The organism is Belliella kenyensis (assembly GCF_022549675.1).
GTDB lineage: Bacteria > Bacteroidota > Bacteroidia > Cytophagales > Cyclobacteriaceae > Belliella > Belliella kenyensis.
Map to the genome: position 1 here is coordinate 111503 of NZ_JAKZGR010000011.1, position 15526 is coordinate 127028.

Consider the following 15526-nt stretch of genomic DNA (forward strand, 5'->3'; position numbering starts at 1 on the left):
GAGGGCTAAAATAAACTCAGTTAAATGTTTGCTGCCAACCAATCTCCTACTTCCGAAGTCTTGTAAGCTTTACCACCTTCAGCGATATCTTCGGTGACAATGCCTTCAGCTAAGGATTTGTTTACCACATCAGAGATAGCTTGAGCTTCCTCTTTCATATCAAAAGCATACTCAAACATCATAGCTGCTGAAAGGACAGTAGCAAGAGGGTTTGCAATATCCTTTCCAGCTGCCTGAGGATATGATCCATGAATCGGTTCGAAGAGTTTGTTTTCTGTACCTACAGATGCAGAAGGCATCAATCCCATAGATCCCGAAATCACAGAAGCTTCGTCAGTCAAAATATCTCCAAAGAGGTTTTCTGTGATCAGAACATCATAAGCTTTAGGCCATTGAATCAATCTCATAGCCACCGCATCTACGAACTCGTACTCAACTTTTACATCTGGATATTCAGGTGCTAGTTCCTGTACGGTCTCTCTCCACAATCTAGAAGTAGCCAGTACATTGGCTTTATCTACACAAGTAAGAATCTTCCTACGTTTTTGAGCTGCCTCAAAACCCATTCTTGCAAGTCTTGAAATTTCTTCTTTGGTATACACATTGGTATCAAAGGCTTTGGTACCTTGCTCGTTTCTCCCTCTAGGCTCACCAAAGTAAACTCCACCAGTGAGCTCTCTAAAGAAGACAAAGTCTACTCCCTCGACTCTCTCAAGTTTCAGAGGTGATTTGTGAACCAAGGAAGGGAAGGTAAATGTAGGTCGTACATTTGCAAAAAGTCCAAGCTTCTTTCTCATAGCAAGAAGTCCTTGTTCTGGTCTTACTTTAGCTTTGGGATCATTGTCATATTTAGGATCACCGATCGCACCGAATAGCACTGCATCTGCTCTCAAGCAAACTTCATGTGTAGCATCAGGATAAGGGTCTCCAGTCTGATCGATCGCTGTAGCACCTACTACTCCTTCTTCAAAATTAATTGTATGGCCAAATTTCTTTCCGACTGCTTTGACCACTTTTACTGCCTGAGCTATTACCTCAGGTCCTATGCCATCACCTGGCAGTAGCGCTATATTCATTTCCATAGAAATTCTCTTTGTCTTGTTTGGGGTTTTGATTTTTTAGCTCCTGAATATCTACTTTTACAGGAGTATTTATGTCCATTTTATCTATTATGTTCAACATTTTCTCTGTGGCCATCATCGCAGCCACAGTCTGATCGGAGTCAAGCCCTTTGGTCTTGAAAATTCGTCCATAATCCCATGTGATCACTGTCTCCACGAAAGCATCTGTTTTGCCACCGGGAGGAATAGACACATGATAGTCAGTCAATTTAGGCAGCTGTAGTCCTTGTGATTTATATATCTTTACAAGAGCTCTCATAAAGGCATCATACTGCCCATCACCTGAAGAATGCTCTTCAAAAGACTTGCCATGGATGCTCATTTTCAATTGAACTGTCGGCTTCAACCCTCTAGAATGAGTCATATGATAGCCCTCGATAAATATTTCCTTTGTGATAGAATTGTTTTGCAACACATCGGAAATGATATATGGCAAGTCCTCAGTGGTGACTCTTTCTTTTTTATCACCGAGCTCTATGATTTTTTGGGTGACTTTCGTCAACTCATCAGGTTCAAGTGAAATACCAAGTTCCTGCAAATTTTTTAGGATATTCGCTTTTCCAGAAGTCTTTCCTAAAGCATATTTTCGCTCCCTCCCAAATCGCTCTGGCAGTAAATCATTGAAATAAAGATTCTTTTTATTATCGCCATCAGCATGAATACCAGCAGTTTGGGTAAAGACATTTTCACCAACTACTGGTTTGTTCGCAGGGATATGTTGACCTGAAAACTGCTCCACAAGCTTGCTGACTCTATAAATTTTGTGTTCATTAAGCCCAATTTCAAAATCTGTAAAATCCTTGATGATGGCCGTAACAGATTCAAGAGGAGCATTACCAGCTCTTTCACCAAGTCCGTTGACTGTGGTATGAATCCCAGAAATCCCACTATTGATGGCCTCCAACACATTGGCCACAGAAAGATCATAATCATTGTGAGCGTGAAAATCAAAATGACAATCTGGGAACTTCGAAGTAATCATCTGGATAAATTGGGAGGTTTCTTTTGGATTTAAAAGCCCCAATGTATCTGGCAACATGATTCTGCTTACCTCGATTTTATTCAAAAAAGTAATTAGTGATAAAGTATAATCTATGGAATTTCTCATCCCATTACTCCAATCCTCAAGGTACACATTGACCGTGATATCCCGAGACCTTGCATAATCTACTGCTTTTTGAATATCTTCAAAATGTTGCTCCGGAGTCTTCTTCAATTGATGCACTAAGTGATTGAGTGAACCTTTTGTAAGCAAATTCATCACTTTGGCACCTGCCTCCACTAGCCAATCAACGGACGCTGGCGTGTCGACGAACCCAAGCACTTCGACTTTCTGAAGATACCCTCTCTCTCCTGCCCATTGGGTAATCTTCTGAACACCCTCCATCTCTCCTTGGGACACGCGAGCAGAAGCCACTTCAATTCTATCCACCTTGAGTTCTTCCAATAGCAACTTAGCTATCTGAAGTTTTTCTGAAGGTAGAAAAGATACCCCTGAGGTCTGTTCCCCATCCCTCAAGGTTGTATCCATGATTTCTATTTTTCTCTGGTTTCCCATAATATCTTAAATTGTTGAGTGTAGATTTTGAAAGGTTGAAGGTTTAGTATTGAAGGATGAAATTTCGGTTACAGATGTATTGATTTGACTGATGTTAGCTCTTTTATTAATGAACTTCCAAAGCTCAGGCCCCACATCTAGCCACCATCACCAGTTAATTAATTAACACTTATATTCACTGTCTCCAATAGACTCAACCTCTTCATCCTTCATCCTTCATCCTTCATCCTTCTACCTTCCTCTTTTTCACCTTCTCGCTTTCTCAAACTCTACTATTTCCTCTCTTAAATTCAATAGGTAATCAATATCATCAAAGCCATTTTTCATATTCTCTTTTTTGTAAGCATTGATATCAAAAGATTCCGATTGACCTGTGCTGAGTAAAGTAATTGTCTGCTTGTCTATATCTACTTCTACTTCTGTACTCGGATCAGCCTCTACCGCTGAGAATATTACTTCTGCAAACTCAGCCGAAACTGTAACAGGCAGCACCCCGATATTCAAACAATTATTTTTGAAAATATCAGCAAAGAAACTGGATACTACACACCTGAAACCATAATCATAGATTGCCCATACTGCATGCTCTCTACTGGATCCTGAGCCAAAGTTTTTCCCAGCGATCAAGATTTTACCTGAGTATGTCGGATCATTGAGTACAAAGTCCTTTTTTGGATTACCTTCTACATCATATCTCCAGTCTCTGAACAAATTATCTCCAAAACCTTCTCTCTCAGTAGCCTTCAAGAATCTTGCAGGTATAATTTGATCAGTGTCCACATTTTCTGTAGGAAGAGGGACTACTGTAGAAGTCAATACATTAAATTTATCGTAAGCCATAATTTTCTAAATCTTGATTAAAACACTTCTCTTGGATCACATATTTCACCTGTCACAGCCACAGCAGCTACTGTGAGTGGACTAGCCAACATGGTGCGAGCACCAGGTCCTTGACGGCCTTCAAAATTCCTGTTGGAAGTAGAAACTGCATATTTGCCCGCAGGTATCTTGTCATCATTCATTGCAAGGCAAGCAGAGCAGCCAGGCTGTCTCAATTCAAAGCCAGCTTCCTCCAAGATTTTTACTAATCCTTCCTCATGAGCCAATTTTTCTACTTCTCTAGAACCTGGTACAATCCAAGCCGTGATGTTATCTGCTTTTTTCTTTCCTTTTACAAAATCTGCTACTGCTCGTATATCTTCAATTCTACCGTTGGTACAGCTTCCTACAAAAACATAGTCCACTTTTTTACCCTTAATAGCTTCTCCTGGTGCAAATCCCATATAGTCCAGAGACTTGAGGTAAGTTTTCTTATTGCTGCCTTCCATACCATCAGTAGTAGGAATGTTACCTACTACTTTGATCCCCATCCCTGGATTTGTACCATAAGTGATCATAGGTTCTATGTCCTCAGCTTCGAAATTGTACTCCATATCAAAAGTAGCTCCTTCATCGGTCTTGAGTTCTTTCCATTCACTTACAGCCTTTTCCCAGTCAGCACCTATAGGGGCATACTGCTTTCCTTTTAGGTATTCGAATGTAGTTTCATCAGGAGCAATCAGTCCGCCTCTAGCACCCATTTCTATACTCATGTTGCAGATGGTCATCCTTGCTTCCATACTTAAGCTTTGAATTGCCGAGCCAGCATATTCCACAAAGTAACCCGTAGCACCAGCAGCAGAAATCTTAGAGATAATATAGAGAATGATATCCTTTGAAGTAACGCCCTTCCCCAAAGTACCCTCTACAGTGATTCTCATTTTCTTTGGTTTGCTCTGCATGATACATTGGGTTGCGAACACCATCTCTACCTCTGAGGTACCGATACCAAAAGCTATGGCTCCAAATGCACCATGCGTAGAAGTATGACTATCACCACAAACTATGGTCATACCTGGCTGTGTAATTCCAAGCTCTGGACCGATCACGTGAACGATACCATGATGTGCTGATCCTAGGTCATGCAAATCAATGCCATGATTTTTACAGTTTTCACGGAGCTTTTCTACCTGCATTCTCGAAAGCTTGTCCTTGATCGTCTTATCTTGATCTATGGTAGGGACGTTGTGATCCGGAGTCGCAACTGTCCTCTCTGGAAACATCACCCCAATTCCACGCTTCTCCAAATTTAGAAATGCCACAGGGCTAGTCACTTCATGGATAAAATGCTTATCTATGAAAAATACATCTGGTCCATCTTGCACAGACTTTATCACGTGTGCATCCCAAACTTTATCAAATAATGTTTTCTTTTCCATCTTAGGCTACTGTCACTTTATTTTTGACTGGTATTTTATTTAGTGCATCGACAAAGGCTTGCGCAGATGCCAAAACAATGTCTGTATTGGATGCAAATCCGTAGTAAGGCACTTTACCTTGCATGATTCGCATGTGAACTTTGGCCACGTCATCACTTCCAGCTGTGATGGCTTGGATCAAAAATTCCTCTAATTCAATATCTGGTTTTACAATCTTTTCAATTGATTTCAAAACAGCATCCACTGGACCATTTCCAGAGGACGTTTCTTTTTTGATCTCACCTCCCACTTTGAGGGTCACTTCTGCTTGTATTTCTCCATTTGATTGATAAGACACTTTGTCTAATTCGATCAAGGTAGAATCATCAATGTATTTACCTACTAGAGTCAACAAGTCCTTCGGACTAATATCTCTTTTGGAGTCTGCCAGAATCAAAAACTCCTCATAAACCTCTCTTAAAGCTTCTCCTTCTAATACAACTCCAAGATTATCCAGATGGTGCTTCAAGGCAGCTCTTCCACTTCTTGCAGTGAGAACAATTGAAGATTCATGAACGCCTACATCCTTTGGATCGATGATTTCATAATTCTCTCTATGTTTCAATACACCGTCTTGGTGAATTCCTGAAGAGTGAGCAAATGCATTTCTACCGACGATTGCCTTGTTTGGTTGCACAGGCATGTTCATCAGTTTGGAAATCAATCTGCTGGTTTCATAGATTTTTGGTGTGACGATATTAGTTTCTACAGGAATATCATGATGGCACTTGATAGCCATTACAACTTCCTCCATAGAAGTATTGCCTGCACGTTCACCTATACCATTTATGGTCACTTCTACTTGGCGTGCACCATTTTGCACACCGGAGATGGTATTGGCAGTTGCCATACCAAGGTCATTGTGACAATGGGTAGCAATGATCGCCTTATCAATGTTTGAAACGTTTTCTTTCAAATGCCTGATAATAGCTCCATATTGCTCTGGAAGCGTGTAGCCTGTAGTATCAGGGATGTTTACTACTGTAGCTCCTGCTTTGATTGCCTGCTCGATGATACGAGCTAAAAAGTCTTTCTCTGCCCTACCGGCATCCTCTGCATAGAACTCCACATCCTCTACAAATCTCTTGGCAAATTTGACAGCACGAACTGCCCTTTCGATGATTTCTTCTGGAGTAGACCTAAGCTTGTACTGAATATGATAAGGAGACACACCGATGCCGGTGTGAATCCTACCTTTCTTGGCATATTTGAGCGCTTCAGCAGCTACTTCTATATCCTTTTCCACAGCTCTGGAAAGGGCACAGATGATTGGGTTGGATACTGCTTTGGAGATCTCCACTACGGAGTTGAAATCCCCTGGGCTGGAAATTGGAAATCCTGCCTCAATGATATCTACTCCTAGCTCTTCTAATGCCTTAGCGACCACAATTTTTTCTCGGGAATTCAACTGACATCCCGGCACCTGCTCCCCATCACGAAGGGTGGTATCGAATATCCATAGCTTATCACTCATATCTTTAATTATTTTCTGGTCTCAATTTTCTGACGACTGCTCCTGCTTGCCACATTTCTGAATCTCTCAACTCCTTCAATTCCTCTTCTAGCTTTTCCCTATAATCTTCTTTACTGTTAGAGTCAATTGACTTTTGTGCTTCTTTACCTGTTTTTACTGAATCGTACAATTGCTCAAAAACCGGCTTAGTAGCATCTCTAAATGGCTTCCACCAGTCTAATGCACCTCTTTGAGCTGTTGTAGAACAATTGGCATACATCCAATCCATACCATTTTCAGCTACTAAAGGCATCAAGGATTGTGTCAATTCCTCAACTGTCTCATTGAATGCTTCAGAAGGGGTGTGACCATTAGCTCTCAACACTTCATATTGAGCTGCAAATATTCCTTGGATAGCACCCATCAAAGTACCTCTTTCTCCTGTCAAATCAGAAGTCACTTCTCTGTAGAAATCTGTCTCAAATAGGTATCCAGAACCTACACCAATCCCTAGTGCAACTACTCGATCTTTGGCTTTTCCAGTTCCGTCTTGGAAAATTGCATAGGAAGAGTTCAATCCTCTACCTTCTACAAACATTCTTCTCAATGAAGTACCTGATCCTTTTGGTGCTACCAATATCACGTCGACATCTGAGGGTGGAACGATCCCTGTTTTTTCTTTGTAAGTCACCCCAAATCCGTGAGAGAAATACAAGGCCTTACCTGGAGTCAAATGCTTTTTCACCATTGGCCACAAAGCAATCTGTCCAGCATCAGAAAGTAAAAACTGTATGATAGTTCCTCTTTCACAAGCTTCTTCTAAGTCAAACAAAGTCTCACCTGGAACCCAACCATCTGCTACTGCTTTATCCCAAGTTTTAGAATTTTTTCTTTGACCTACGATTACATTGAAGCCATTATCCTTTAAGTTCAAAGCTTGACCTGGACCCTGTACACCATACCCTAGTACAGCGATCACTTCGTCCTTTAATACTTCTCTAGCTTTTTCCAATGGGAACTCTTCCCTGGTTACTACATTTTCCTCTACTGATCCAAATTTCAGTTTCATAGTTTTTGGTTTTTATAAGGTTTGATGATTTAAATATTCCGATACGGAGAATCTAGGCTTTGCAATGGCCACGCGACCTGACCTAGAAAACTCCAAAAGTCCATAAGGCTTTAGTGTTTCCAAAAGTGCTTGTGTATCTTCTTTGTGGCCTGTAAACTCGACCACAACAAACTCCTTCTCCGCTGCAATGATGTGAGCATTGAATCTTCTGATTACTTTTTCAAGGCTTGCATCAAGGCTATCTATAGGAAGCTTATACAAAGCTATCTCTTGGTACACTACTTGCGTGTCCTCAAAATAGTAAGCCTTGATTACGTCTGTTATTTTTTCGATTTGTTGTACCAAATGAACAATCTGATCTTGTGTCACAGTACACTCTATCGTAATCTTGTGAATCCCATCAAGTCTACTCTCTGACGCCGTAAGCGCGTCGATATTGATCCCTCTTCTGGTAAAGATGATGGTGATCCTATTCAAGATCCCGATGAAATTTTCTGTATAGATTAATATGGTATATCTATTCATAATTTTAGGATTTAACTGAGCCTCACTTCTTCTACTGAACTTCCTGTAGCGATCATTGGGAACACATTGTCTTCCTTCTCTACGACGACTTCAAGGAAATACGGCCCATCATGGGTCAACATGTCTGCTACTGCGTCACTTAAGTCTTCTCTTTCAGCGACCTTTGTAGCTTTTATATTGTAAGCCTCGGCTAATTTGATAAAATCAGGATTGTCCAACTCAGTGAATGAATACCTTCTGTCAAAAAACATCTGCTGCCATTGACGTACCATGCCTAAGAAATTATTATTCAATAATACAACCTTAACTGGTGCCTTTGTCTGCATGATCGTACCCAATTCTTGAATAGTCATTTGGATACCTCCATCACCCACAACACATATTACCTGCCTGCTATAATCTGCCATCTGTGCACCAAGAGCTGCTGGAAGAGCGAAGCCCATAGTTCCTAACCCCCCTGAAGTAACTTGAGTTTTACTAGTCTTGAAATTGAAGTATCTCCAAGCAATCATCTGATGTTGTCCAACATCAGTAACTAACACAGCATCGTCTGCCTTGTATTGATTGACATACCTGATCACCTCTCCCATGGTCAAGCCCGTTTTGGTAGGTGACAGATCATGGTTGATTACCGATTCCTTTTCTAACAATTCCAATTCACGAAACTTCTCCATCCATCCTTCATGGGTTTTAGAATTCACTTCAGCAGTCAGCATAGCAAGACTTTCTTTGCAATCTCCTAAGACTGCTACTTCACATTTCACATTCTTATTGACCTCAGCAGGGTCTAGTTCTAAATGAATGACTTTAGCCTGCTTGGCATATCTGCTCAAGTCTCCGGTCACCCTATCATCGAATCTCATACCTATTGCAATCAAGACATCACATTTATTAGTCAAGAGATTTGGTGCATAATTACCATGCATACCGAGCTTCCCAACGAATGATGGATGATCTTCGGAAAGTGCTCCTGAGCCCAAAAGTGTAGAAGCGGCAGGAATACCTGTTTTATCTAAAAATGCCTTGAACTCTTGCTCTGCTTTCCCTATAATCACCCCTTGACCAAACAACACGTAAGGCCTTTCGGCTTGATTGATCAATTCAGCAGCTGCTTTGATAGCTTTAGCTTCTACAGGAATATTGGGTCTATAGGAGCGAATGCTTAAACATGGGACATAATTGAAAGCACCTGATTCTACTTGCGCATTTTTGGTAATGTCAATCAAAACTGGCCCTGGCCTTCCTGACCTAGCGATGTGGAATCCCTTAGCAATAGCAGGCGCAATGTCTTCGGCTCTTCTTACCTGAATGTTCCATTTGGTAACAGGCATAGAGATACCTACTACGTCAGTTTCTTGAAAAGCATCTGAACCTAGCAGATGCGCTGCTACCTGACCTGTGATACAAACCAATGGGGTACTATCGATCATGGCGTCTGCAAGTCCTGTGATAAGGTTGGTAGCTCCCGGTCCTGAGGTAGCTAAGGCTACGCCCACTTTACCAGATACTCTTGCATAACCTTGAGCTGCGTGTATTGCGCCTTGCTCATGTCGTGTCAAAATATGCTTGATCTGATCATGATAATCATACAGCGCATCATACACTGGCATAATTGCACCCCCAGGGTAGCCAAAAATATGCTGTACGTTTTCGGAAATCAATGATTTCACTACGATATCTGCTCCTCTTATCATTTGTTGCTGGGTTTTATTTATCAGTTACACAACCTTCTGATGCGGTTGAAACGAGTTTATTGTACTTTTTCAAGGTGCCTTGTAGGTCACTCAAATCTTTTCTCTTCCAGACTTTTTTCCTTTCCTCAAACTCTTCCTCTGACACATCACAGGTTAATTTTAAGTTATCGGCATCTATGGTCACCATATCTCCATCTTTCAAAAGTCCAATAGGCCCTCCTAGGTAAGCCTCAGGAGTGACATGCCCCACTACAAACCCATGGGTACCTCCTGAAAATCTTCCATCTGTGATCAATGCTACATCTGATCCAAGTCCTGCACCAATGATCATAGACGTTGGCTTCAACATCTCTGGCATTCCTGGCCCACCTTTAGGCCCGATATTCCTGATGACAATGACAGAGCCTCGATTCACTTTATGATCTCGGATAGCTTCATTTGCTTCTAGTTCCGAATCGAAGACTTGCGCAGGTCCGGTAAAAGCGTTCCCCTCTTTACCCGTTATTTTGGCAACAGCACCTTCTGGAGCTAAGTTACCATCTAGGATACATAAGTGGCCAGTTGCTTTGATAGGCTGCTCTAGTGGATGAATCACATTGACTAAGGAAGGACTGATTGGATCTATATTCTCAAGATTTTCTTCCAATGTTTTTCCTGTCACTGTGAGACAATCTCCGTGCAGATAACCATTCATAAGCATATATTTCATAAAAGCAGGAAGACCACCTTGCTCATGCAAGTCCTCCATCATAAACTTCCCAGACGGCTTAAAATCACCAATCATTGGTGTCTTGGCATTGATCTTTTTGAAATCCTCTATCGTAAAATCCACTCCCGCTGTGCGTGCTATAGCGATGATATGCATCACAGCATTCGTACTACCGCCAAGGGCTATGGTCACTGTTACTGCATTTTCTATACTTTTTCTAGTGATGATATCTGTTGGTTTGATATCCTTCTCTAGAAGAATCTTCATGTACTTATTTACTTCTCTACACTCTCTCAATTTTTCTGGAGAATTGGCTGGATAAGAAGCTGAGTAAGGCAATGACATCCCCATGGCTTCAATTGCTGAAGACATGGTGTTAGCTGTATACATCCCTCCACAGGCACCCTTTCCAGGGCAAGCATTTCTGATTACACCATCATAATCCTCATCAGATATACTTCCATTCACACGCTTGCCAAATGCTTCAAAAGCAGATACTATATTTAGTTTTTCACCTTTATAATTACCTGATGCAATCGTCCCTCCATAGACCATGATAGATGGTCTATTGGTACGTGTCATGCCCATGACAGCTCCAGGCATATTCTTGTCACAACCAGCCACTGCTACACATCCGTCAAAGGAGTGACCTATAATAAAAGATTCAATAGAATCAGCTATGATTTCTCGGGAAACCAATGAATACCTCATCCCTAATGTACCCATACTTGTTCCATCAGAAATACCAATGGTATTAAAAACCAAACCGGTCAGATCATGCTCTTGAGAAGAAGCTTTGATCAGACCGGCGAAGTCGTTGAGGTGCATGTTGCATGGATTACTTTCATATCCACAACTCGCTACCCCTACAAAGGGCTGGTTCATCTTTTTATCCGTCAATCCAGTGGCATAAAGCATGGCTTTACCTGCTGGATGCTCTTCGTTTTGACTGATTTCCCAACTATATTTTTTCAAACTCATGGTATCAATAGGTTTATTAATTTGCTTGTATAAAAAAAAGTGCCCCACTTGGATGAGGCACCTAGATTTATATGGTTGTTTTAATGATATAGTCTAGCGCCTCATTGCTTTCCAATAATGAGAATAAGGAATCCAATAAAGCTGACTAGACGTGTCATGTGGTTTTGTTTTATTTTCAATCAACGGTACAATATTAAAGTGCATTTTCCACACTTACAATATTTAAATTCTATTTTTTACTCACTAACAATTTTTTCAGTATGTATTTAATTATTTTTAAAAAATTTAATAAACATTAATGAGAATAAAGAAATACATTATTTTTTCAAACGTGGATTTATTTTAAATTTTTGAAATAAAATATCAATTTACTTAAATGATAAGAAATAGCCATTTTTTCTGATTTTTTTATAAGAAAAAAAATCACTAAAGATTTTGCATGCAATAAAACCCTATTTTTTTTAAAAAGAAGAAATACCCAAAATCGGCACATTATTCTGTTTGACCCTAAAAAACAAATGTATTTTTCAAAATCATGAAGATTTGATCTGAAATTTTTAATTTCGAATCATGATATCATTCCCAAACGCAAAAATCAATCTTGGTCTCCATATTACATCCAAAAGAAAGGATGGCTATCATGAAATTGAAACTTGTATGATTCCCATTCCATTGCATGATGCATTGGAAATGGTCATCGATAAAAAAACAGTTTTTAATTGTAGTGGACTTTCGATTCCAGGTTCAGATAAAGACAATCTTATTCTCAAAGCACTAAAGCTACTTCGCAAAGTCTTCAACGAACTACCGCATGTAAATATTCATCTTCACAAAAATATCCCCATGGGTGCTGGACTGGGAGGAGGTTCTGCAGATGCTGCTTTTGCATTGAGTATGATGAATAATCTTTTTGATCTCTTGCTCGAAGATTGGTTTTTGGAAGACTATGCAGCACAGCTTGGTAGTGATTGCCCATTTTTTGTAGAAAACACTCCTAAGATCGCTAAAGGAAGAGGTGAGATTTTGGAGCCTGTCAACATTGACCTTAAAGGTAAACACCTTCTACTAATCAACCCAAACATCCACATTGGGACAAAAGAAGCGTATACTGGTGTAATCCCACAAGCCCCTAAGGTCAATCTAAGCGAAGTACTAACTGATAGGTCTAGATGGAAGGATGAATTGGTCAATGATTTTGAAGCAAGCGTCTTCCCTAAATACCCAGAGATTGCAGCTATCAAAAGTAAACTCTATGAAATGGGTGCTTTCTACGCTGCAATGTCGGGATCAGGATCGACAGTGTTTGGCCTTTTTGATGAGAAGGTGGACAAAGGAATATGGGAACAGGGATATTTTGTATTTGAGGGGGTGATGTAGTAAAGTTCATAAGTCAATCACGACAGATTCATATTTAAATTTCATAAATATGTTTTGTATTTATACTTCGAAAGTAAAAATATGACAACTTTCACTAGCTCACTTCCAAATGACTTATTGGAAATGCTCGACGAGCATGCCAAGAAATTAGATATTCCTAAAAACAAGCTTATTGAAAAAGCCTTAAGATTATATCTTGAGCATCTCAAAAGAGCGGCGTATGTAAAATCATATAGTCAAGCCAAGACAAGGACATGGTCAATTTGGCAGAGGAAGGTATGGCGGAATATTTCAAGCATATAGAAGATGAAACAAGGTGAAATCTCAAAAGAAGTATTACAAATAGCCCTGACAACTTTAAGAGATAATACTACGCTGTAAATTCGGAGAAGCTTTTCATTCAAAGTTAAAAATCACAATTAATAGAAGATATGAGCATTCTCTCAGAAAGTTATAACGTATCTAGTTGTTTAGATTTAATTTTTTTCTTTTAACCCTCAAAAACCATCTTATTTAATGAGAATAAATTCCAAGCCTAAATTTTATGGAAATAGCAAATAAAGGCGAGCAATAGGCACATCATTAAGATTGACATCATCAATCTTTTTAAAGAGATCAAAGAAAGATAACTCTTAAGAAATTCTGTAACAATCACTTTCATAAGGCTGAATTTTAAGATCATAGATAATAATTCAAAATTACCTTATCAGAAAAGGGAAATCAATACCATGTTCACGGTATTTTTCATCATAAAACACTTCTTTTCATCCTTCTCCGCTTGCTCAAATAATTAAAAATAGGGTACAATAACACTGAAATCAAAATGATCACTGTACCTAAGTAAAAGCCTGGGGTCATCTTTTCTTTTTCTCCAAAAATCAATACTGCCAGTACAATTCCATAGACCGGCTCTAGATTCACCGTCAGATTTATAGCAAAAGCAGTCAGTCTACGCATCAACTCTACAGATACAGAGAATGCATATACTGTACATACACCTCCCAAAACAAATAACCATAACCAATCCAAGCCAACTGGCGCAAGCTGCAAACCAACCCCATCTGTAAAGAACACAGCATAAATAGGCATAAATAAAACAGAAAATATACAAGCTCCCATCATTTCATAAAAGGTCAATACATAGGGAGAATGCCTCTTGGTCAATCTACCATTGATCACTGTAAATATCGCAGCAATCAATGCTGAAGCCACAGCCATCGTCAAACCTAACCAATAGCCACCTTCAAAGCTAAAAACTACATAAAGGCCAGAAATCACCAGCATCCCAAGCATAATCTCAAACCACTTAACTTTGGATTTATTTACCATTGGCTCTACTAGTGCTGTCCACAATGAAGTCGTCGCCATACCTGCCAAGCATACAGATGCAGTAGACACTTGAGCAGCCCAAAAAAATAAAATCCAATGCAAGCTGATCAAAAAACCCGTACCAACTACTTTTCCTAACTCTTGTGGTGCTAGTCTGACTTTCCTCCTCTTCACCAAAAACACCAAACCCAAAAAACCACTTGCTATCAATGTCCTGTAAAATACTATTTCTACTGATGGCAAAGTAATCAGAAGTCCCAAAATTGCAGTAAAACCCCAAATCAAAACAATAAAATGGAGCATCAAGTAGTCCTTGACGATAACTTTTTGACTCATCTTTATCTAGGCACTGTTTTGTACAAGAAAAGTCCTGTAAATGCAAATACAAGATTGGGTAACCAGATAACAAATATAGGATATGTGGTCCCAGCCTCTGCAAATGTTCTTGATAGTAGGAATAATATGATATACACAAAGGCCAATAGGAAGCCTAAGGCAATCTGAAAACCAGAACCTCCTCTGGTCTTTTTGGAAGAGAGAATTACGCCTATGAATGTGAGAATAATTGCTGCAAATGGAGACATATACCTCACATACCTTTCTATCTTATAATAGTTAACATTATCCGCCCCCCTATCTTCCAGTGTCCTGATCTGTCGACCTAGCTGAGGAAGCGTCAAGGTTTCATGGTGATTGGTGGGCAAATCAAAATCAGCAGGCGTGATGGATAGCAATGTATCAAGGCTCTCTCCTGTTGTGTAATCCTCTCCCCTTTCGTTGAGCACCCGTAGTTTCCAGTTTTTCACAGTCCATGAATTGATAGCGGTATCCCATACAATCCTATCCCCTGATAGTTTTGCCAAAAGCTCTCCATCTCTGACTTGCTCCAAAGTGAAACTATACCCCATATTTCCCGAAGGATAATACCGCGATATATATGCATACACATCTGGGGCAACTTTTATATGTATATTGGTTTCGTTATAGAATTTGGTCTCTTCCAAATACCTCGTTTTGAACTCCGTTACTCCTGACGTGGCGCCAGGTAACACCCATCCATTGAGCAAAAAACTAGCTGCACCAATCATTGAGGCACCAATAAAGAATGGTAATAACATCCTAACAAAAGATGTCCCAGAGCTAAGAATGGCTATAATCTCCGTTCTTCCAGCCATTTTGGAAGTAATGAATATGACAGAGATAAAAACAGTAATAGGTGTAAGCAAGTTATTGAGATAAAGCCCATAATTTGCCAAATACTTCAGTATCTCTGATGCTGGCACTTTATTACGAATAAACGCATCATTCTTCTCCGTGAAGTCTAACACCAAGACAATAAGAATCAGCATCAAAACCACAAAAAAGTAGGTTTTAAGAAAATCCTTAATGATGAGTTTATCTAATATTTTCATG

13 protein-coding genes are annotated in these 15526 nt (G+C 39.8%); 2 read left to right on the forward strand and 11 right to left on the reverse strand.

Going from position 1 to position 15526, the window contains the following annotated elements; genetic code table 11:
• Positions 1 to 20: 20 nt before the first annotated feature.
• The 9 genes from leuB to ilvD form a co-directional block, all read right to left on the reverse strand.
• Positions 21 to 1082: a 3-isopropylmalate dehydrogenase gene (gene leuB / locus MM214_RS12725; protein ID WP_241296010.1), complete on the reverse strand. Its 1062-nt coding sequence runs from the start codon at positions 1080 to 1082 to the stop codon at positions 21 to 23.
• Positions 1051 to 2679: an alpha-isopropylmalate synthase regulatory domain-containing protein gene (locus MM214_RS12730; protein ID WP_241296011.1), complete on the reverse strand. Its 1629-nt coding sequence runs from the start codon at positions 2677 to 2679 to the stop codon at positions 1051 to 1053. The genes leuB and MM214_RS12730 overlap by 32 nt, the downstream gene beginning before the upstream one ends.
• Positions 2680 to 2925: 246 nt before the next feature.
• Positions 2926 to 3519, reverse strand: a complete 594-nt coding sequence (leuD, locus tag MM214_RS12735) for a 3-isopropylmalate dehydratase small subunit (protein WP_241296012.1) — start codon at positions 3517 to 3519, stop codon at positions 2926 to 2928.
• Between the two features lie 17 nt (positions 3520 to 3536).
• Positions 3537 to 4937: a 3-isopropylmalate dehydratase large subunit gene (gene leuC / locus MM214_RS12740; protein WP_241296013.1), complete on the reverse strand. Its 1401-nt coding sequence runs from the start codon at positions 4935 to 4937 to the stop codon at positions 3537 to 3539.
• Position 4938: 1 nt separating this feature from the next.
• A complete protein-coding gene (locus MM214_RS12745) occupies positions 4939 to 6450 on the reverse strand; it encodes a 2-isopropylmalate synthase (RefSeq protein ID WP_241296014.1) in 1512 nt (503 codons plus the stop codon).
• A gap of 4 nt (positions 6451 to 6454) precedes the next feature.
• Positions 6455 to 7498: a ketol-acid reductoisomerase gene (gene ilvC / locus MM214_RS12750; RefSeq protein WP_241296015.1), complete on the reverse strand. Its 1044-nt coding sequence runs from the start codon at positions 7496 to 7498 to the stop codon at positions 6455 to 6457.
• Positions 7499 to 7510: 12 nt separating this feature from the next.
• Positions 7511 to 8023, reverse strand: a complete 513-nt coding sequence (ilvN, locus tag MM214_RS12755) for an acetolactate synthase small subunit (RefSeq protein ID WP_241296016.1) — start codon at positions 8021 to 8023, stop codon at positions 7511 to 7513.
• 11 nt (positions 8024 to 8034) lie between these two features.
• Entirely contained in the window at positions 8035 to 9717 is a 1683-nt protein-coding gene (gene ilvB, locus MM214_RS12760; protein WP_241296017.1) for a biosynthetic-type acetolactate synthase large subunit, read from the reverse strand.
• Between the two features lie 13 nt (positions 9718 to 9730).
• Positions 9731 to 11407, reverse strand: coding sequence for a dihydroxy-acid dehydratase (gene ilvD, locus MM214_RS12765; RefSeq protein WP_241296018.1), 1677 nt, complete (start codon positions 11405 to 11407; stop codon positions 9731 to 9733).
• Between the two features lie 570 nt (positions 11408 to 11977).
• Here ilvD and ispE point away from each other — a divergent pair.
• Complete coding sequence (gene ispE, locus MM214_RS12770) at positions 11978 to 12784, forward strand: 4-(cytidine 5'-diphospho)-2-C-methyl-D-erythritol kinase (RefSeq protein ID WP_241296019.1); 807 nt, start codon at positions 11978 to 11980, stop codon at positions 12782 to 12784.
• Between the two features lie 81 nt (positions 12785 to 12865).
• Positions 12866 to 13087, forward strand: a complete 222-nt coding sequence (locus tag MM214_RS12775; protein ID WP_241296020.1) for a ribbon-helix-helix domain-containing protein — start codon at positions 12866 to 12868, stop codon at positions 13085 to 13087.
• Between the two features lie 444 nt (positions 13088 to 13531).
• Here MM214_RS12775 and MM214_RS12780 read toward each other — a convergent pair whose 3' ends face one another.
• Positions 13532 to 14449 carry a DMT family transporter gene (locus MM214_RS12780; RefSeq protein WP_241296021.1) on the reverse strand — a complete coding sequence of 306 codons (918 nt, stop codon included), beginning with the start codon at positions 14447 to 14449 and terminating at the stop codon, positions 13532 to 13534.
• A 2-nt stretch (positions 14450 to 14451) separates the two neighbouring features.
• Positions 14452 to 15525 carry an LptF/LptG family permease gene (locus MM214_RS12785; protein WP_241296022.1) on the reverse strand — a complete coding sequence of 358 codons (1074 nt, stop codon included), beginning with the start codon at positions 15523 to 15525 and terminating at the stop codon, positions 14452 to 14454.
• Position 15526 lies beyond the last annotated feature (1 nt).